General features: G+C 64.8%; 20 protein-coding genes. 9 read left to right on the forward strand and 11 right to left on the reverse strand.

Annotation, left to right across the window (positions count from 1 at the left end):
- Nucleotides 1–257: 257 nt before the first annotated feature.
- The 7 genes from D4Q51_RS11410 (at nt 258) to D4Q51_RS11440 (ending at nt 6,743) form a co-directional block, all read left to right on the forward strand.
- Complete coding sequence (locus tag D4Q51_RS11410) at nt 258–1,085, forward strand: cobalamin B12-binding domain-containing protein (protein WP_162925304.1); 828 nt, start codon at nt 258–260, stop codon at nt 1,083–1,085.
- Nucleotides 1,086–1,096: 11 nt separating this feature from the next.
- Entirely contained in the window at nt 1,097–2,515 is a 1,419-nt protein-coding gene (gene ppsR, locus D4Q51_RS11415) for a transcriptional regulator PpsR (RefSeq protein ID WP_120077873.1), read from the forward strand.
- A gap of 65 nt (nt 2,516–2,580) precedes the next feature.
- The gene (gene chlG / locus D4Q51_RS11420; protein WP_120077874.1) at nt 2,581–3,486 is read left to right on the forward strand and encodes a chlorophyll synthase ChlG; all 906 of its coding nucleotides are present in this window, start codon (nt 2,581–2,583) and stop codon (nt 3,484–3,486) included.
- Nucleotides 3,487–3,493: 7 nt separating this feature from the next.
- Nucleotides 3,494–4,819, forward strand: a complete 1,326-nt coding sequence (locus D4Q51_RS11425) for a BCD family MFS transporter (RefSeq protein ID WP_120077875.1) — start codon at nt 3,494–3,496, stop codon at nt 4,817–4,819.
- Nucleotides 4,816–6,012 carry a geranylgeranyl diphosphate reductase gene (locus tag D4Q51_RS11430; protein ID WP_120077876.1) on the forward strand — a complete coding sequence of 399 codons (1,197 nt, stop codon included), beginning with the start codon at nt 4,816–4,818 and terminating at the stop codon, nt 6,010–6,012. Before D4Q51_RS11425 ends, D4Q51_RS11430 begins: the two co-directional genes overlap by 4 nt.
- Nucleotides 6,009–6,488, forward strand: a complete 480-nt coding sequence (locus D4Q51_RS11435; protein ID WP_120077877.1) for a TspO/MBR family protein — start codon at nt 6,009–6,011, stop codon at nt 6,486–6,488. Before D4Q51_RS11430 ends, D4Q51_RS11435 begins: the two co-directional genes overlap by 4 nt.
- A gap of 6 nt (nt 6,489–6,494) precedes the next feature.
- Nucleotides 6,495–6,743, forward strand: coding sequence for a hypothetical protein (locus tag D4Q51_RS11440; protein WP_240624691.1), 249 nt, complete (start codon nt 6,495–6,497; stop codon nt 6,741–6,743).
- Nucleotides 6,744–6,753: 10 nt separating this feature from the next.
- Here D4Q51_RS11440 and pufC read toward each other — a convergent pair whose 3' ends face one another.
- The 10 genes from pufC to D4Q51_RS11490 form a co-directional block, all read right to left on the reverse strand.
- On the reverse strand, nt 6,754–7,851 hold the full coding sequence (gene pufC, locus D4Q51_RS11445; protein ID WP_205689489.1) for a photosynthetic reaction center cytochrome PufC: 1,098 nt from the start codon (nt 7,849–7,851) through the stop codon (nt 6,754–6,756).
- A gap of 14 nt (nt 7,852–7,865) precedes the next feature.
- The gene (gene pufM, locus D4Q51_RS11450) at nt 7,866–8,840 is read right to left on the reverse strand and encodes a photosynthetic reaction center subunit M (RefSeq protein WP_120077879.1); all 975 of its coding nucleotides are present in this window, start codon (nt 8,838–8,840) and stop codon (nt 7,866–7,868) included.
- Nucleotides 8,841–8,854: 14 nt separating this feature from the next.
- The gene (pufL, locus tag D4Q51_RS11455) at nt 8,855–9,679 is read right to left on the reverse strand and encodes a photosynthetic reaction center subunit L (RefSeq protein ID WP_120077880.1); all 825 of its coding nucleotides are present in this window, start codon (nt 9,677–9,679) and stop codon (nt 8,855–8,857) included.
- A gap of 98 nt (nt 9,680–9,777) precedes the next feature.
- Nucleotides 9,778–9,954, reverse strand: a complete 177-nt coding sequence (pufA, locus tag D4Q51_RS11460; RefSeq protein WP_120077881.1) for a light-harvesting antenna LH1, alpha subunit — start codon at nt 9,952–9,954, stop codon at nt 9,778–9,780.
- Between the two features lie 81 nt (nt 9,955–10,035).
- Nucleotides 10,036–10,191: a light-harvesting antenna LH1, beta subunit gene (pufB, locus tag D4Q51_RS11465; RefSeq protein WP_120077882.1), complete on the reverse strand. Its 156-nt coding sequence runs from the start codon at nt 10,189–10,191 to the stop codon at nt 10,036–10,038.
- Between the two features lie 118 nt (nt 10,192–10,309).
- Nucleotides 10,310–11,755, reverse strand: a complete 1,446-nt coding sequence (gene bchZ, locus D4Q51_RS11470) for a chlorophyllide a reductase subunit Z (protein ID WP_120077883.1) — start codon at nt 11,753–11,755, stop codon at nt 10,310–10,312.
- Nucleotides 11,752–13,275 carry a chlorophyllide a reductase subunit Y gene (gene bchY, locus D4Q51_RS11475; RefSeq protein WP_120077884.1) on the reverse strand — a complete coding sequence of 508 codons (1,524 nt, stop codon included), beginning with the start codon at nt 13,273–13,275 and terminating at the stop codon, nt 11,752–11,754. Before bchY ends, bchZ begins: the two co-directional genes overlap by 4 nt.
- A gap of 30 nt (nt 13,276–13,305) precedes the next feature.
- Nucleotides 13,306–14,304 carry a chlorophyllide a reductase iron protein subunit X gene (locus D4Q51_RS11480; RefSeq protein WP_120077980.1) on the reverse strand — a complete coding sequence of 333 codons (999 nt, stop codon included), beginning with the start codon at nt 14,302–14,304 and terminating at the stop codon, nt 13,306–13,308.
- A complete protein-coding gene (gene bchC / locus D4Q51_RS11485; RefSeq protein WP_120077885.1) occupies nt 14,301–15,236 on the reverse strand; it encodes a chlorophyll synthesis pathway protein BchC in 936 nt (311 codons plus the stop codon). The genes D4Q51_RS11480 and bchC overlap by 4 nt, the downstream gene beginning before the upstream one ends.
- 108 nt (nt 15,237–15,344) lie before the next feature.
- Complete coding sequence (locus D4Q51_RS11490) at nt 15,345–16,505, reverse strand: methyltransferase (RefSeq protein ID WP_120077886.1); 1,161 nt, start codon at nt 16,503–16,505, stop codon at nt 15,345–15,347.
- Between the two features lie 65 nt (nt 16,506–16,570).
- On the opposite strand from D4Q51_RS11490, the gene crtD reads away from it, so the two are divergent.
- Nucleotides 16,571–18,130 (forward strand): 1-hydroxycarotenoid 3,4-desaturase CrtD, encoded by a 1,560-nt coding sequence (gene crtD, locus D4Q51_RS11495; protein WP_120077887.1) that lies wholly within the window; start codon nt 16,571–16,573, stop codon nt 18,128–18,130.
- 119 nt (nt 18,131–18,249) lie between these two features.
- On the forward strand, nt 18,250–18,966 hold the full coding sequence (locus tag D4Q51_RS11500) for a hydroxyneurosporene dehydrogenase (RefSeq protein ID WP_120077888.1): 717 nt from the start codon (nt 18,250–18,252) through the stop codon (nt 18,964–18,966).
- On the opposite strand, the gene D4Q51_RS11505 is transcribed toward D4Q51_RS11500, so the two are convergent.
- A complete protein-coding gene (locus D4Q51_RS11505; protein WP_120077889.1) occupies nt 18,916–19,101 on the reverse strand; it encodes a hypothetical protein in 186 nt (61 codons plus the stop codon). The genes D4Q51_RS11500 and D4Q51_RS11505 overlap by 51 nt on opposite strands.
- Nucleotide 19,102: the final 1 nt, after the last annotated feature.

Raw genomic sequence — 19,102 nt, forward strand, 5'->3', positions numbered from 1 at the left:
CTGAAAGGAACCTACGACTCTGAAGGTCCGAGTGTCAATCTTTCTTGACGACAATAAGAGTTGACAGTTTGTTGTTTGCAAGCCGACAAGATGAGGCGTAGGGTTTGATATCCGCGACGAGTCGATGCGTGAGATGTCGAACGGCCGGAACGACGCTATTTTGCGCCGCACGAGACCGGGAGAGGTCCATGGCATCAGCGTACAGGACAGGAACTGCGAGGACCTCCAAGGCAAGGGTTGCTAGCCCTGCACGGGGGGTGACTAAAGACACCGGATGCACCTGCTCCTCACCCGAACCAGGTCGCGAACTCGATCTGAACAAGCTGGTGTCCAGCACAATCATTCCGCACCTGTTGCTGCTTCAGCCAGAAACGCCTGCACAGTCAGGTGCGCCGCAGGATGATGTCATTGATCCGCACGAGGTGCAGCAATTCCCAGACCTCGCTCTTACTCTCGAGGCCAACGAGTTACTCGGTCTGGTCGAGGCATTTCTCGCTCGCGGCGTTAGTGTGGAAAGCATCTTCATCGAATTGCTTGCCCCCACCGCCCGCAGGCTGGGCGAGATGTGGGAAGAGGATACCTGCGATTTCGTCGACGTGACGATGGGCCTCTGGCGCTTGCAGGAAATCCTGCGCAGTGTCGCGCAAAGCTCTCCCGCGCTCATCGACAACGCGCTTGCTCCGCGCTCCATCCTCATCTCTCCAATGCCGGGCGACCAGCATTCGTTCGGGGCGCTGATGGTGGAGGAAGTCTTTGCCCGCGCTGGCTGGGCCAGCGAGGTCCTGCTCGAGCCAAAACGCCGTGAATTGCTCGCATATGTGAACGAACAGGCGTTCGATATCGTCGGATTGACGCTTAGCAACGATTGCCCTAGCGACACGCTCTCTGAATTCATCACCTGTCTGCGAAGTGTCTCCAAGAACCCAAATCTGATCGTACTGCTCGGTGGACGCCTGGTTAATTCCCAGCCAGCGATCGCCACGAAGGCAGGAGCCGACGGCACCGCGACGGATGCCCGGTCCGCGCTTCATCTGGCGGAACAACTTTTGGCAACAGTGAGGCCTTTGGCAACGGCAAGCAACTAGGCTGGCGAACCATGCTTTCGCGTAAGAACAGCATCGAGAAGCGACGCCCGTTCGGCGATCCTGCTCCGTTCGAGGGGCTGCAGGGCGACGCCGTGATGCAACTTGCAATGGCCGGGGGCGACATAACCCTCGTGCTGGACGACAAGGGGCAGATCCTCGATGCCTCCGCCAATGCAGAGGATTTTCCCGGCTTCGAGGAATGGATCGGCAACGAGTGGTTCGACACTGTCACGGTGGAGAGCCAGGCCAAGCTGATGGAAATGCTCGCCAGCGCCCGCAAGGGACAGGTCCAGCGCTGGCGGCAGGTCAACCATACCGCCGACGACGGCGATATTCCGGTGTCCTACGTGGTCATCAACACTGGCGACAGCGGACGATTCATTGCCATTGGCCGCAACATGCGCGAGGCGGCATCGCTCCAACAACGTCTGCTGCAAGCGCAACAGGCGCTGGAGCGCGATTACATTCGCTTGCGGCAGAACCAGACGCGCTATCGCTTGCTGCTGGAAAAATCGCCCGACGCGGTGCTGGTGATCGAGCACGACAACTATCGGATCCGCGAGGCGAACCCTGCGGCCGACAGGCTGCTGGGCGAGAAGAGGGGCGCGCTTGTCGGCAACAAGCTGCTGCCGCTGTTCGCGCCTTCGGAGCGTGAGGCCCTGATCGAGTTCATGGGCTCAGCGATGACGTCCGATTCCGTTTCGCCGCGCATGTTTGACTTGCGCGAGGGCGAAGCCCGCATCTCGATTACGGCCAGCGGTTTCCGCCAGCAGGGGGGGCGCTGGTTGTTGCTGCATCTGGCTCCGGCCGAAGGGGCGAAGGCCTCGCTCGATGGCCCGGTTCACGACGTTGTGGAGGCCATGCCCGATGCTTTCGTGCTGGCCGACGAAGACATGCGCGTGGTTGCTGCCAACCTTGCCTTCGTCGAGCTGATCGGCGCTGCAAGCATCGACCAGATCCGCGGCAAGGCGCTGGACGAATTCGTCGGCCGTCCTGGTATCGATCTCGATCTTATTCGCGGCCAATTGGCCAAGAGCGGTTATGCCAGCAACGTCATGACCGTCGTCGGCGAACAGGACGATGGCGAAGGCGAGCCGGTGGAGCTGTCGGCGGTTCAGACCGGCGGAAGCTACCCCCATGTCGGTTTCGTCCTGCGCTCGGTAGGGCGGCGCTTGCGCGACCTGCCGCCGTCCTCGCATGATCTCCCGCGCTCGGTGGAGCAGCTGACAGAACTGGTGGGTCGCATGTCGCTGAAGGATATCGTGCGCGAGAGCACGGACCTGATCGAGCGTCTGTGTATCGAAGCGGCGCTGACCTACACGTCGGACAACCGCGCGTCGGCTGCGGAGATTCTCGGTCTTAGTCGGCAGAGCCTCTATTCCAAGCTCAACCGCTACGGTTTTTCGACAAGCGTCGCCAAGACCGACTGATCTGCCTTACATTTCTGGTGTCAAAACGAATTGACGTTGAGTGTGTGCGAGCCTAGCCTCGCACAATGGCCCGCTCGGTTTCCAGCATCCCTTCGGCGCCGCTTCCAGCGGCCCGGGATGTGTTGGAACTGCTGAAACCCGTCACCTGGTTTCCGCCCATGTGGGCCTTCATGTGCGGTGTCGTTTCTTCGGGCGTCGCGATAGACGGGCGCTGGGGGTTCCTGCTTGCCGGTATCGTGCTGACGGGGCCGCTGGTGTGCGGCAACAGCCAGGCGATCAACGATTGGTTTGACCGGCACGTGGACGCGATCAACCAGCCGGACAGGCCGATCCCGTCGGGCCGCATTGCGGGAACATGGGGGCTGAAGATCGCAGTGGTCGGCAGCCTGCTGTCCCTTGGGGCGGCGTGGCTGATCGGTCCGTGGGTTTTTGCCGCGACGGTCTTAGGCGTCGCCTGCGCCTGGGCCTACAGCGCGCCGCCTTTCCGCCTCAAGTCGAGCGGCTGGCTGGGCCCGGCCGTGGTCGCGCTGACTTACGAGGGGCTGACCTGGTTCACAGGCGCCAGCGTGATGGCGGGGACCCTGCCTTCCGGCCAGATCCTCGCCGTCCTGCTGCTCTACAGCGTAGGCGCCTTCGGCATCATGACATTGAATGATTTCAAGGCCGTGGCGGGCGACCGGACAACAGGCCTGCGCTCCTTGCCGGTCACGCTTGGCATCGCCAACGCGGCGCGCTTCGCCTGCCTCGTGATCGCAGTGGCCCAGGCGATGGTTATCGTGCTGCTGTGGCGCTGGGGACTGACATGGTCCTGCGTCGCTGTATCAGTCTTGCTGCTGGCGCAATGCGCGCTGATGCCGCGATTGCTTTCGGACCCGGTGCGCCATGCCCCTTGGTATGCCGCGCTGGGCGTGACGCTTTACGTGCTCGGCATGCTGGCCGCAGCGCTTGGCCTTGGGGGATATCTGGGATGACGCGGCGATGAGTCAGGTGCGCGCGATGCAGGGTTTCGGCTGGCTGGCGATTGTCCGGCTGGGCGCGGTGCAGGCCTCCATCGGGGCCATCGTCATGCTGGCAACATCGCTGCTCAACCGCCTGATGGTGGTGGAGTACGGCCTGCTGGCGGCAATCCCTGCGGGCCTCGTCGCCTGGCACTACGCGGTGCAGCTGACGCGGCCGGTGTGGGGGCAAGGGTCCGACAAGGGCCGGAAGCGGACACCGTGGATACTGTTCGGAATGGCGTTGCTGGGGCTTGGTGCGCTGGTGGCGGTGAACGCGACCATCCTGCTTGCATCCGCGCCCATCGGCGGCCTGCTGCTGGCCATACTCGCTTTCACGATGATCGGCGGCGGCGTGGGCGCCGCGGGCACTTCGCTGCTGGCCTTGCTGGCATCGGGCGTGGCTCCGCAGCGCCGGGCAGCGGCGGCGGCGACGACGTGGATCATGATGGTGGCAGGGATCGTGGTGGCCGCGGGCGTAGCCGGGGCCTTGATCGATCCCTTCTCCGAAGCCCGCCTCGCGCTGGTGGCCAGCGGCGTGGTGGCAAGTGCGCTGGTGGTGACGGCGCTGGCGACCTGGCGTCTGGAAGCACAGGCCCTGCCGATGCAGGCCGCACGCCGCGATAGCCCGGTCCCCGATTTCCGCGAGGCGCTGCGCGAGATCCTGCAGGAGCGGACGGCGCGCCGCTTTACCCTGTTCATTTTCGTCTCGATGCTGGCCTATTCGATGCAGGACCTGATCCTTGAGCCCTTCGCGGGCCTCGTCTTCGGCATGACACCGGGCCAGTCGACACAGCTTTCCGGGATGCAGCACGGGGGCGTGCTGCTGGGCATGATCGCGGCGGGCGTGGGCGGCAGCGCCTTTGCCGGTCGCCTGCCGGGCGAACTGCGCAGTTGGACGGCGTTCGGTTGCCTCGCCTCTGCGCTCGCCCTGGCTGGGCTGGCGATCGGGGCGCAGGTGGGGCCTGGCTGGCCGATCGAGGCCAATGTCTTTGCGCTGGGTTTTGCCAACGGACTGTTCGCCGTCTCCGCCATCGGTTCCATGATGGGCCTTGCCGGAGCGGGCGAGCGAACGCGCGAGGGCGTGCGCATGGGCGTGTGGGGTGCAGCGCAGGCGATTGCCTTTGGCACGGGCGGGCTGCTGGGTGCACTGGGCGTCGATTTCGCGCGCCGCGCGCAGGGCCACGATGCCGAGGCATTCCAGCTGATCTTCGCGATCGAGGGCGGACTGTTCATCGTGGCAGCTTGGCTGGGCCTGCGCGCTGCGGTGCGAAAAAAGTTGGTGGAAGCGGAGGTGGCGGGAACATGACAGAAGAGCTTTTCGATGCGGTGGTGGTCGGCGGCGGGCCGTCGGGTGCGACGACCGCGTGCGACCTCGCCAACATGGGGCACAAGGTCCTGCTGCTGGACAAGGCTGGGCGGATAAAGCCGTGCGGCGGCGCCGTGCCGCCGCGCCTGCTCGCCGATTTCGACGTGCCCGAAAGCCTGCTGGTCGCGCGCGCCCGCTGCGCCCGCATGATCGCCCCTTCTGACCGCAAGGTGGACATGCCGGTGGGCGAGATCGGTTATGTCGGCATGGTCGACCGCGACGTGTTCGACGAATGGCTGCGTGATCGCGCAGCGAATGCCGGGGCAGAGCGACGCACGGGTATTTTCGAAAGCGTAGAACGCGATGGCAGCGACGCGCCGCTGGTCTGCTACCGCGAAGGCCGCGGCGGCGAATTGCGCAAGGTGCGCGCCAGGGTGGTGATCGGTGCCGACGGTGCCCGCTCTGCCGTGGCGCGGCAGAACATTACCGGGGCGGAGAACATGAAATGCGTGTTCGCCTACCACGAGATCATCCGTTCGCCCGCAAGCACGGCAGAGGGCTTCGACGGGGATCGCTGCGACGTTTTTTATCAGGGCAAGCTCTCGCCCGATTTCTACGCCTGGGTGTTCCCTCACGGAGAGACCGCCAGCATCGGCGTCGGCAGCGCGAACAAGGGCTTTTCCCTGCGCGGTGCGGTGAAGACGATGCGCGGGGACCTGGGCCTGACGCAGTGCGATACCGTGCGCACAGAAGGCGCGCCGATACCGCTCAAGCCGCTGAAACGCTGGGACAACGGGCGAGACGTTCTGGTGTCCGGCGATGCCGCTGGCGTGGTCGCCCCGGCTTCGGGAGAAGGCATCTACTACGCCATGACCTGTGGCCGGATCGCCGCCGGTGCAGCCAACGATTTCCTCGTCACCGGCAATCCCGCCATGCTGCGCCGCGCCCGGCGTGATTTCATGCGCGAGCATGGCCGCGTGTTCTGGATCCTGGGGATCATGCAGCACTTCTGGTATTCCAGCGACAAGCGGCGTGAGCGTTTCGTGGAGATGTGCGCCGATCCCGACGTGCAGCAGCTCACTTGGCAGGCCTACATGAACAAGCGGCTGGTGCGGGCCAAACCGATGGCGCACGTCCGTATCTTCATGAAGGATTGCGCGCACCTGCTGGGGCTGCGCCCGGTTGCGCAATGAGCCGTAGCTGGGTCATGCCGGTGATCGTTGCCGCGCTGGCCGCGGTGGGGATCGCCATGCTGGGTGCCACGATCACCGATCTGGGGCCGTGGTACCAGTCGCTGGAGAAGCCGGCCTGGACGCCGCCCGGGCCGATGTTTCCCATCGCCTGGACGGTCATTTTTGCGCTGGCAGCGTGGTCTGCGGTGACGGCGTGGCGCGCTGCGCCGAACGCGCGGCAGGCGGATTGGCTGATCGGCCTGTTCGCCCTCAACGGCTTCCTCAACATCCTGTGGAGCCTGATGTTCTTCCGCATGCAGCGGCCCGACTGGGCCTTTGCCGAGGTCATGCTGCTGTGGCTCTCGATCCTCGCGCTGGTGGTGGTGTGCTGGCGCCATTCGCGCCTCGCCGGGGTGCTTTTGCTGCCCTATCTCGCGTGGGTCAGCGTCGCCGCCGCACTCAACTGGCGCGTGATCGAGCTGAACGGGCCGTTCTGATCCGTCATGGCTGAATTCTTCGCCAGCGGCCACGCGGTGGATGTCGTGCTGGCGGTGCTGATGCTGGAGTTTCTCTGGCTGGCCTTGCGTCAAAAGCGCGCGCTGGAGGCATTGCTGATGCTCCTGCCCGCTGCGCTGATCCTGCTGGGATTGCGCGCGGCCCTGACCGGCGCGGCGTGGTACTGGGTGGCCATCCCGCTGACGCTGGCCTTCCCGGCGCACCTGGCGGACCTTGCCCGCCGGATGCGCCGCTGAGGCTTTTTGCTTACTCGGTGCTGGCTACGCCGTCCTCCGGCTCGTCGGCGCCCGTGCCCATCACCATGTCCATCGCGGCCTGCGAAGGCAGCCAGCCCGATTGCGGAGCGCGCTGCAGGGCAGGGTAATCCGCCACCATCGCCACGCCGCCGAGTGGCAGGTTCTGTCCCTGGTGGCAGGTGGTGCAGTTGACCTTGTAGGGATCGCCCATCGGACCGACGCGATTATCCGGGAAGATCGGTTGCAGCGGCGTGATGTATCCGCCGTTCAGGTTGCGAACCATGCGGATGCCGTGCCACGCGGTTGCGCGCGGCGGGGTGGAGATGTTCCAGTCCGCGAAGCTTTGCGTGTTGTGGCAGTAGGTGCAGTTCACGCCGAGCGAATCCGACATGTGCATCATCAGGGCATAGCTCTGCTCGGTTTCCATCGTGCTGAGCGTGTTGGCCTCGGTGGGATGCATGGTTTTCGAGACAACCCGGATATCCTCCGGTTCCACTTCGCCCAGCAGGTAGCGTGCGACGGAGTATTGCGGCAGTGAGGAGTAGGCCGTGTTGCTGACCGGCTCGTTCTGGCCGTTGCGGTTGCCCACGATACCGCGCTGCGGTTCGCCCGGCAGCGTCCATACCGCTTCGGGAATATTGTTGCCCCGGTGGCAGGTCCAGCAGGTGACGCCGGTGGTGCCGACGTGGTCGGACCAGTTGGTGTTCGCCGCCTGCGTCATCTGGATCATGCTGCGGGCAACGGACTTGGTGTAGATCTCGTCCGAGGCCATGTTGGCCGGGTTGTGGCAGTAGTTGCAGCCCTGTTCGGGCGAGACCCATTCGGTGAGCGCCGCCATCAGGTAGTTGAACTCGTCCACCGACACGTTGGAAAGCACCTGCACGTTCTCGTAGAACTCGCCTGCCGTCTGGCCGCCGGGTGGCGGCAGTTCGTAGGGCGGGCCCGGCACTTCCTCGCGGATCTCGCTGTCGGCGACATAGATCTGGTCCATGCCGGTGCCGCGATAGCCGTTCTGCTGCGACACCTTGGGTGCAAGCTCGCACCCGCCCAGTGCCAGGGACCCCGCGACCACGGCCAGCGCTGCCAGCGGAAGCCGTGTGCGTGTCAAATCACCATCCTGGGTCATTCCACTATACTCCCTAGCCCGGCGGGATCGGCTATCCCGCTGTCGGGATAGGCGGGCGCGTAGCCGTGTTCCTGCGCCCAGAGATACCAGTTATCGACCACCGTGCCGGTGAGCAGGATGCCGATGCCGCCGGTCAGCGTTACCAGCACCGCGAACCACCAGGCCCAGCGGTGGATCGATTCCATCGTGGCGTTGAAGCCCATGGTCCAGCGCCAGAACAGCGCCGCGCGTTCCGAGGCGGTGCCGCGATCGGTGATCTGCTCGATCTCGCGCTCCCCGCCGTAGCGGCCGACCGCGAGGATCGTCGCCCCGTGCATCGCGAACAGCAGGGTAGAGCCGTAGAGGAAGGCGATCGAGAGGGCGTGGAACGGGTTGTAGAAGAGGTTGCCGTACCGGATCGAGAAGGCCGCGGTCCAGTCGAGGTGGGGGAAGATGCCGAAGGGCACCGCTTCCGACCAGCTGCCCATGAAGCCAGGGCGGATGAAGCCTAGAACCAGGAACAGCCAGATGGCGGAGAGGAAGGCCCAGGCAACATGCGTGCCCATGCCCAGCGCGCGGGCGCGGCGATAGGTGCGCACCCACCACAGCAGCACGGACGCCGTCAGCAGCATCCCGGCCATGATCCACCAGCCACCCTCTGCCAGCGGCACGAAGGGGCTGAAGCCGTATTGCGGCCCCGGCGGTTCCAGCGCCAGCCAGGGCAGTTGCCGCATGAACTGGATCGGGTCCCAATTGACGGAGGCCAGCATGTTGAGGCCGATGATCTCGAATGCCAGGAAACCGCAGATCAGCGAGGCAACGCCCAGCCAGCCGAGGTAGATCGGCCCGATCTGCGCCTGGCCGATGATCCCGGCCCAGTGGTTGAAAGTGGTCCCGCCGCTGCGTTCCTCGTCGCCGGCGGGAAGGGCGATGCCCGTCTCCGGTGCCGAGCGCAGCTGGACCTGGGTGAAAATGTTTTGATAGCGTGCCATCGTCTATTCCTCCCTCAGGACCAGATCGGCAGGTTGAGCCACCAGGTCCACCACTCAGGCCAGCCCTTGGTCCACAGCGGGCCGCTGATGATGATGCAAACCGCGCTCCAGAAACCGGCGTTCAGCGCCAGCAGCAGGCCCAGGCGGTGAATGCCCAGCGTGCCGATGGAATAGCCGATCAGGTCGCGGAAGAAGGTGTCTTCGTATTCGGGGCTCTTCACGTCTTCTCCCGGAGCGGGATTGACCGCCGAGAGCACGAGCGCCCCGTGCAGTGCCAGCGCCAGCGCGGTGGTGAAGAAGAAGCTCACCGCCAGCATGTGCGCCGGGTTATAATGGAAGTGCAGGTATTGGTATCCGGTGTTGGATACCCAGTCGAGATGGCTGAAAATGCCGTAGGGAAAGCCGAAGTGCCAGCCGCCCAGCAGCACCGGGCGGATCACCACCAGCGAGACATAGGCGAAAATCGCCACGCCGAAAGCAACGGGCACATGGTATCCCATGCCCAGCTTGCGGCATATCTCCACTTCGCGCAGCGCCCAGGCAGTGAACGATATGATCGCGCACACGGTGATGACTTGCCAGAAGCCGCCCTCGCTGAGCGGCGCGAAGCCGAGGCCGTAGCTGAGGTCTGGCGGGGCGATCGATATCAGCCAGGGGTTCCAGGTCGGCCCCTGCGAGGCCGCGTAGAGGATAAGCGCCGTACCCAGCGAGGCGAAGATCGCCGTCACCACACCGAAAAAGCCGACGTAGAAAGGTCCGACCCAGAAGTCGAACAGGTCTCCGCCAAGCAGCGTCCCTCCGCGCACACGATACTTTCGCTCGAAACTCAGGAGCGCCATAGCCCTATCCTCCCCCGACGCATGGCGACGGGACTAAAGTTGCCAACCGGTTGAGCCGGCGGCGACCGAAGCCGCCGCCCCTCGCAAAGCCGGTATGTCTACGGTGTGGCCACAGCGGCCGCAGCGGCGCCCTGCGCCGAGTTGGGGCCATCCAGCCAGTTGTAGGTGTCTGTGCTCAGCAGGATGAAGTGAATCACCAGTGCCAGCACGAAGAGGAAGATGAACAGTGCCACCAACGCCCTTCGCGGATCGAAAATAAGCCACATTCTCCACATGGTATTTTTCCTTGTTCTAGTTCTTGTCGGGCCGCGCCGATTTGCCGTCAGGCGTCACCGGCAAGGCGTGCGAAGTGAGCGTCAGAGCCAGGGGCGCCAGGCCCACACGAGGATGTGTGCCACCACTGCCACGGCGGTGAAGCCGAGGAAGCTGCCCATGAAGAGCTTGTGGAATTCCTTCGCTTCCTCCGGGGTGAGGTAGGTCCTCAGCCCGAGGCGATCGTCGGGATCACTCATAGCGTTTTCTCCAGTCTTGCTTTGGTTGCGAGGGGCGACGTGCCCCGGCGAGTACCCACGCAGGAAAGCCTGCGAGGATGGCGTGTCCCGGCGGTCCGGGCGGAAAGGTTGGCCGCGCTCATGCGAGTTGGCTTTCAAGCAGGGCGTCGGCGAGGTGATCGGCGCTGACGCGGGCCTCCCCGGCGAGGCGCGCGGCGCGCTCGGCCGCATCGCGCAGCCGCTTGGCGGCGGAAATTCGCACGAGGACGGGCTGGGCCTCGATCAGCTGGTCGAGGCGGGTCTTGGCATCCTCGTCCCAGGCCAGTTCCTCGTGGCTGCGCACGGGCGTGGGATCCACGCGGTCGAGGTCGGTGCCCAGTGGCAGGATGTGGAACAGCGCATCGAACAGCGCATTGCACACCTCCTGCACCAGGTAGGTCGCGCCGGAATAGCCCATGAACGGGGTGCCGGTGTGGCGGCGGATCGCCGCGCCGGGGAAGCTGGCGGGAATGTAGGTGCCGCGCGCCCCGCACTCGGCCATGTACATCCGCTCGTTATAGCTGCCGAACACCACCAGCGGCGGGTTGGCGTGAATGGCGGCGCGCACGTCCTCGTTCTTCGGCTTCACCCCGGCAGAGCGGGAGAAGGCGAAGGAGCAGGGCAGGCCCATGTCGGTTTCCAGGAAATGGCGGATGCCGCGGGAATAGGTCTCGGTGGCGACGATGCCGAAGCTGGCGGTGCCGAAGAAATCCTGCGTGACGGAGCGCCACAGGTCCCACAGCGGCTTGATTGTCGTATGCTTCTCGCGGGTGATAAAGGGCTCGGGGTCGAGGCCGAGTTCTTCACCAAGCGCGCGCAGGAAAGCGGTTGTCGAGGACAGGCCGACGGGTGCCTGGAAATAGGGCCGCTCCATCAGTTCCGACAGGTTGCGGCCGTATTCGCGGTACAGGCAGACGTTCGCCTGCGCGTTGGAAAGCTGGCGGATTTCCGCGAGATGCGTGCCGAGCGGGAACACCATGTTCACCTCGGCACCAATGCCTTCGATCAAACGCCGGATTTCGGCGAGGTCGCTCGCCATGTTGAACATCCCGTAGGCAGGGCCAATGATGTTGACGCGCGGCTTCTCGCTCTCGCGTAAGGCCTTGATCGCGGGCACTTTCTTGGGGCCGAACTCGGTCCACAGCCACGACAGCGCGCGATCAGCGCATTCCCACTGGTCCTCGTCGATGGTGCGCGGCAGGAAGCGCTTGATGTTCGTGCCCTCGGGCGTCACGCCGCCGCCGATCATCTCCGCGATGGAGCCTGTCACGACTACGGCTGGCAGGTCCGGGTCGAGCGTCTGCCACGCGCGTTTCATCGCGCCTTCGGTGCCGGTCTTGCCCAGCTCTTCCTCACCCAGGCCGGTGACGACGATGGGCAGTTCGTGCGGCGGCAGGCCGTCCGTGTAGTGGAGCACGCTGGTAACGGGCAGGTTCTCGCAGCCCACGGGTCCGTCGATTACCACCTGTAATCCCTTCACCGCGGTGAAGACATAGACAGCGCCCCAATATCCGCCTGCGCGATCGTGATCGAGGACGAGAGTCATGACCCCACCGCCTCCGCCGCCTTGCGTGCTGCTTCATTCTGCGCGGCGTACTTGGCCTTGAACTTGGGATGCGCGGTGGGGACGTCTTCCCAGACACCCGCATTGTCGCCGCTGCCCACGTCGCCGAAAAATTCGTGCATCGCGGCAAAGCGTTCGCGGTTCGCCAGCGCGCCGTTGATGACCTGTGCCAGGCTTCCCGCTCCGGCCGGGCCCATCAGCGGACGGGCCGAAATCAGGTTGGTGAAATAGAGCGCCGGGATCGCCGCCTGCTTGGCGTGCTGCACGACCGGCGTGGTGCCGATGGCAAGGTCCGGCCTGTATTCATCGACGGCGGCAATGTCCTGCTCCAGGCTGGCGCGGTACTGGATGTGCACGCCCTTTGCTTCCAGCCATTCACGGTCAGGGTCCGACCACTGCGTGCGCGGGCAGGCGGTACCGACGTAGGGCACGTCTGCGCCGCTCTCCACCAGCAGGCGGGCAACCAGCAGTTCCGATCCTTCGTAACCGGCTACGGTAATGCGTCCGCGGATGGGGTTGGCGGCGAGCGCGCCACGGATGGCGGCGACAAAGCGGTCCTTCGCGCCATTCACCGTTTCTTGCTTGATACCGCAGGCCGAGCCGATAGCGTCCAGCCACGCCGCCGTCCCCTCCGCACCCACGGGTGCAGATCCGATGATGGGCCGCCCGGCACCGGCAAATTCGCGGATGCTGGCGGTGTAGAAGGGATGAATCGCGGCGACTGCGGCGCAATCGAGCGCGGAATAAAGCTCGCGCCACTCGCGCGTGGGAACGACAGGCCCTGCCGCGAGGCCCAGCGGCTCCAGCATCATGCCGATGCCGACAGGATCGGCGGGGAACATCTCGCCAAGCAGGCTGATCGTCGGTTTGTCCGAACGTTCTTTCGGCGCGGCGACGGGTCCCTGCTCCACCTCCTCGCGCGCATAGGCGAGCATGGCGCCTGCCAGCACGTCCTTGGCCTCGGCATGGGTCGGGATGCCGAATCCCGGCACGTCGATGCCGATGATGCGCACGCCGTTGATCTGCTTCTTCAGCAGCCGCAGCGGCACGCCGCTGGCGGTGGGCACGCACAGGTTGGTGACGACGATAGCGTCGTAGTTTTCAGGATCGGCGAGACCTTCGACCGCTTCCTTGATATCCTCGAACAGCTTGCCGGTAACGAGCGTTTCGGAGTTGAACGGCACATAGCCCACGGTGCGCCGTGCGCCGTAGAAATGGCTGGTGAAGGTGAGGCCGTAAACGCAGCAGGCGCTGCCCGAGAGCACCGTCGCCGTGCGCCGCATCCTTAGGCCCACGCGCAGCGAGCCGAAGGCGGGACACATGCTTTGCGGCTGGTCATGCGGGCCGACCGGGTAATCCTGCTCGTAGCGGTCGAGCACTTCGCTCTTGCCCGCCTTGCGCGCGGCATCCTTCAGCGTTTCCCCGCTGGAACACGCGCCGCCTCCCACGCTCCCGATATCGAGAGTATCGCGTTCGCGGACAGGCGTGCCGAGGTCGGTCATGCCGCCCTTACCTTTGCCGGGAGCAGGCGATCAGACCTCGTCATAGATAACCTCCAGCGAGGGCTTGGGTTCGTACGAACCGCCGCGCATGTCCGCCTGGGTGGCGGGCACGAGCTGCACGTTGCCGCCGGTGTCTTCCGGGCTGAACAGTCCGAGCAGGTCTTCCTGTTCCAGCGGGGTAGGCTGCTGCGGCGGGGCCTTGGCGACGTTTTCCGCCAGTTCCTCGAACAGGCTGGCCCATTCGCTACCGGGCTTGCCGATGATCTGGTAATTGGCCGACTTGCGGCGAATGTCCTCGTCAGCCGGAATTGCGCAGAGCACGGGAATGTCGACGGCCCTGGCGAAAGCCTGCGCTTCTCCGGTGCCATCGTCCTTGTTGACGATCATACCGGCCACGCCGACGTTGCCGCCCATCTTGCGGAAATAGTCGACCGCCTTGCACACGTTGTTGGCCACGTAGAGCGACTGCATGTCGTTGGAGCCGACGACGATCACCTTCTGGCACATGTCGCGGGCGATCGGCAGGCCGAAGCCGCCGCACACCACGTCGCCAAGGAAATCGAGCAGCACGTAGTCGAAGCCCCATTCGTGGAAGCCCAGCTTTTCCAGCAGTTCGAAGCCGTGGATGATGCCGCGCCCGCCGCAGCCGCGGCCTACTTCGGGACCGCCCAGTTCCATCGCGAACACGCCGTCGCGCTGGAAGCAGACATCCTCGATCGTCACTTCCTCGCCAGCCAGCTTCTTCTTCGAGCTTGTCTCAATGATCGTAGGGCAATTCTTGCCGCCGAACAGCAGGCTGGTGGTGTCGGACTTGGGATCGCAGCCGATCAGCAGCACGCGCTTGCCCTGCTGCGCCATCATGTAGCTGAGGTTGGAAAGCGCAAAGCTCTTGCCGCTGCCGCCCTTGCCGTAGATCGCGATGATCTGCGTCTCGGACTTTACCTCGCCCGTGTGCACGGGATCGGGTTCGATGCCCGCTTCCTCGCGCAGGGCGGCATCATTGCTTGTCTGGATGTCGAGCATGTTCATGCGCTTGCGCTCCAATCGAGAACCATCTTCAGGCATTCAGGCTCGAGCAGCGCCTTGCGATAGGCACAGGGTGCTTCGGCAGCAGGCCGGATGTCCGAGACGAGGCCGGTAAGGTCGAGCGCGCCGCTTTCGATCAGCGCGCGGGTGGCGGGCAGGTCTTCGGCCTGCCATTCGGCGGCGACCCGCATCCGTGCCTCGGCCTGGAAAGCGGGCGCGAAAGCGAAGTTGATGCGGTTGGAATAGAAGCCCGCCAGCACGATCTCGCCGCCTCTCGCCAGCTTGCCGACAAGGGTATCGATCCCGTCGGCATAGCCGCTGACGTCGTAGATCGTGCGATAGTCGCGGCAATCGTCGTCCTTGGGCGCGATCACGCTGTAACCTTGCGCGCCTTCGCGGCGGCATTCCTTGTTGTCCCACACCACCGGTGCGGGCGCACCCATGGCGATGGTCATGCGGGCGAGCAAGCGACCCAGCACACCGTGGCCGACAATAAGGTCGGGCGGGGCACCTCCGGCCAGCGCGTGCCTGGCGGTGGCGGCGAGGGCGAACAGCACACCGTTCGCCCCCAGCGACTCGGAAACGGCGAAAGCGCGGGCGGAGGGGACGATAAGATGCGCGGCGGAACCTCCGAACAGGCCGCGCGCATCGGCAAAGCAGGTGGAGCCGGGCACGAACACCCAGTCGCCGATCCGCTCGCGGACGTCGTTTCCGGCATCGACCACGCGGCCTACCGACTCGTAGCCGGGAACCAGCGGGTATCCCATGCCGGGAAAATTGGGCATGTGGCCGCTCCACAGCAGCTTTTCGGTGCCTGAGCTGATGCCGCTCCAGAGCACTTCCACGATTACGTCGGATGGTCCCGCCGGCTTGAGAGTCAGCGGCCTTACGGCAATCTGCCGCGGGGCTTCCATAATGACAGCCAGTGCATCCATCCTCCGAGCCGACTCCCTTCGGTTCTTGTCTCGGTGCCAATCCCGAAAGGGGATTTGGCGCAAGCATACCTTAGGCTAGTTGACCAAAGTGTCAAACCAGAATGACATTCAGGAGTGTAAAGGCGATGCGACAATAAGCGAGCAGACGACCGGTTGCGACGTAGAAATCTGTCGGAAAGAGTCGAACCCCGCAGCCTGAAGCATGGATGCGATTTCCTTCCCGCTGCGCGGTCGGCCGGATCGCATCGCCCAGAGATAAAGGCCGAAATACGCATCGCCCATCGCTTCGGCATGAGGAGTTGCTGCCATGGGTTCGGCAATGATCAGACGTCCGCGCGGCGGCATCGCCTGCCGTATCCGGGCGAGCAGTTTTATCGCAGGCTCGTCATCATGATCGTGCAGGATCCGTACCAGGGTGAGGCAATCGTAACCTTCGGGGATCGGGTCGGTGAAGAAGGTGCCTGGATGTAGCGCGAGTCGTTTCTCGGCAATCAGGTCGGCGCAGGCCTCTTGCGTGTTTGCAGTAACGCCCGGCAAATCCATCAGCCCCAGCTGCGGCTTGCGGTATAACTGCGCCAATGCGCGCACAAAAGCGCCGTGCCCGCCGCCGATGTCGAGCACACGGGAATGACGGTCGAAGTCATAGGCGGCCATGACCTGCTCTGCGATCATGGCCTGCGATGTCGCCATCAGTTCGGAGTAAGGCGTGACGCTATCGGTCCCCTCGATTGCCGGGTCGTCACTTGCGGCATAGCGCCAGAAGTCGCTCAGCGCCGTGGGGCTTCGGCGGTCGTCGCGCAGCAGGCCGAGCGGGTCGGCAAGATCGGCGTAGAGCAGCTTGTGATGCCGGATCATGGCCTGTGCCCCGGCATTGCTGCTGAGCGCCGCACCCTGTTGGCCCAGCGTCCACCAGCCCGGCTGCACTTCTTCGGCAAGGTCCAGCGCCGCGGCGGCACGCACGAGTCGCTCGGTTGCGGACGCGGAAAGCTGCGTCCGGGACGCGATGGCCTCGAAATCGAACGGCCCTTCGCGCAGCAATTCGAGCAGCCCGCTCTCCACGCTGGCGAGCAGCACTTGCGTGTAGGTGAACCCCGCCACCAGGTCGAAAAGCGCGGTGGCTTTCCTGCGTGCAACCGGACGCAACAACGGCATTCGCGCTGCGAAGGACTGGAACCGCTTGCTGGCCAGCAGGCGATTGCGCCAGGCCAGCCACCGGACGCGCCATCCCGAAGGGACGCCTGTCTCGAGTGAAGGAATCTCGCGGCTCATATGTCAATTGAACTGGACATATGATATGTAAAGGTCAACTGATTGCTCATCGGGAGCAGGAAACGATGACCGCGCGGACCATCATCATCGGAGCAGGAATGGGCGGTCTCGCCTGTGCCGCGCGGCTGGCAAGCGCCGGGCACGATGTCACCGTGCTGGAAAAGGAAGGCTGGGCGGGCGGCAAGGCCCGTCAGGTCGCGATCGACGGTGCGATGGTGGATGCCGGGCCGACCGTGTTCACCCTGCGCGACGTATTCGATGATATCTTCCAGACCGCAGGGCGTGATCTCGACGATTACGTCACCGTGCGCCCTGCCGAGGTTCTGGCCCGCCACGCTTGGGACGCGGACGGCCAGCTCGATCTCTTCGCGGACCCGGAGCGCAGCGAGGACGCCATTGGCGCCTTCGCCGGCGGGGATGCCGCCCGCGGATACTGCGCCTTCCGCAAGGAAGCGGCGCGCATCTATGGCATTCTCGAGAATTCCATGCTGCGCGCCAGCAAGGTTTCGTGGCCGCTACCGCTCATGTGGCGCATCGGCCTCTGGCGCGTGGGGGACTTGCTGGCGATTCGGCCTTACGAGTCCATGTGGAAAGTGCTGGGCGAGCATTTCGCCGACCAGCGCCTGCGGCAGTTGTTCGCCCGCTACTCCACCTATTGTGGCTCCTCGCCCTTTTCGACGCCCGCTACCCTGATGCTGATCGCCCATGTCGAGGCACGGGGCGTGTGGTTGATAGAGGGCGGGATGAGCGCGATGGCCGACGCCCTTCGCCGGCTGGCAGAGGAGAAGGGCGCGCGAATACGCTTCGGCGCGAAGGTCAGCAGGATCGAGGTGGACCGAGGCCGGGCATGGGCCGTCACTCTCAATACCGGAGAGCGGATCGCCGCAGATGCCGTGGTCGCCAATGCCGATCCCGCCGCTCTTGCCGATGGCCGGTTCGGCCAGGCTGCCAGTGGCGCCGTCAACGCCCCCAGGGCGAAGAATCGCTCGCTTTCGGCGATGGTCTGGCTGGCGCACGCTCGCACGTCCGGCTTTCCCTTGTCGCGCCACAACGTGATGTTCTCGCCCGACTACCCGCGCGAATTCGCCGAAATTCGCGATGGACGCCCGCCAGCAGATCCCAGCGTCTACGTCTGCGCGCAGGATCGCGATGCGAACGGCGGCCCGGCCCCGCGAGGCCGGGAGCGGCTACAGATCATCGTCAACGCGCCCGCCAACGGCGACACCCACAGCTACACCCAGCAGGAGATGGAACAATGCACCACGGCCATGATGCGCAGCTGCGCCCGGGCGGGCCTCATGCTGGAGGATCCGCTGCCGCATTCGCTGGCAACGCCGAATACCTTCGAGGGTCTGTTCCCGTCGACGGGTGGGGCCCTTTATGGACGGGCCTCGCACGGCTGGGCGGCGTCCTTCCTCCGGCAGGGGACACGAACCCGGATCGCTGGGCTCTACTGCGCGGGTGGAAGTACCCATCCGGGGGCGGGCGTCCCGATGGCCGCCTTGTCGGGCGGCCTGGCAGCGACGGCCGTGGCGCAAGACCTCGCTTTGATGCGCCGGTTCCACAAGGTGGTTATGCCTGGTGGTATGTCGACGCAGTCAGCGACGACGGGAAGCACGGCCTGACGATCATTGCCTTCCTGGGCAGCGTATTCTCACCCTATTACAAACGTAGCGGACGCGCCGAGCCGCTGGACCACAGCGCGCTCAACGTGGCGCTTTACGGACCGCGCGCCCGCTGGTGCATGACGGAACGGGGCCAGGGACAGGTCTCTCGCGAGCAGGACCGTCTGCAACTGGATGCCAGCTCCGTCCGCTGGGAAGGCGATGCGTTGGTGATCGAGATCGTGGAGCGGGACAAGCGCCTCGGCATCCCCTGGCGGCGCGCCGTTCGAGGCACCGTTACCGTCAGGCCGGAGGCGCTGAACGCGCGCAGCTTCGCGCTCGATCCGGAAGGCAGGCACGTGTGGCACTGCATCGCCCCGCGCGCCCGGATCGAGGTGGAAATGGAGAAGCCGGACCTCTGTTGGACAGGCGCCGCCTATTTCGATTCCAATCGAGGCGAAGAGTCGCTGGAAGAGGGCTTCCGCATCTGGCACTGGTCGCGCGCGCATCACGGGAAGGAGGCGTCCGTCTGCTACGAAGGCGTGCGGCGAAACGGTTCCCATTTCGCCAGTGCCCTGAAGTTCGATCGGCACGGCACTCCGGAAGACGTGGACCTGCCGCTGGTCGCTCCGCTGCCCAACACCCTGTGGCAGATGGAGCGCAAGACCCGGGGCGATCGCGGCCACGCCAGCGTTATCCGGACCTGGGAGGATGCGCCGTTCTACGCCCGCTCCACTCTTTCCACGCGCCTGTTCGGGCAGGAAGTCGTCGCGGTGCAGGAGAGCCTCGATCTCGACCGGTTTGCCTCACCGATCGTCCAGTTCATGCTCCCCTACAGGATGCCTCGCAGGACCTGAATCGCGCTCCTTCTTCTCCTTGTCGCGGGCAATCTCACGGTTGACCGACCAGAGCTGGTAGAAACCGAAGCCGAATGCGACGAGGGCAACGAAGACGATCTCGATCCAGCCGAAATTCTCGGTGAAGTTTTCCATG

Origin of the sequence: Aurantiacibacter odishensis (assembly GCF_003605195.1) — a bacterium.
GTDB lineage: Bacteria > Pseudomonadota > Alphaproteobacteria > Sphingomonadales > Sphingomonadaceae > Alteraurantiacibacter > Alteraurantiacibacter odishensis.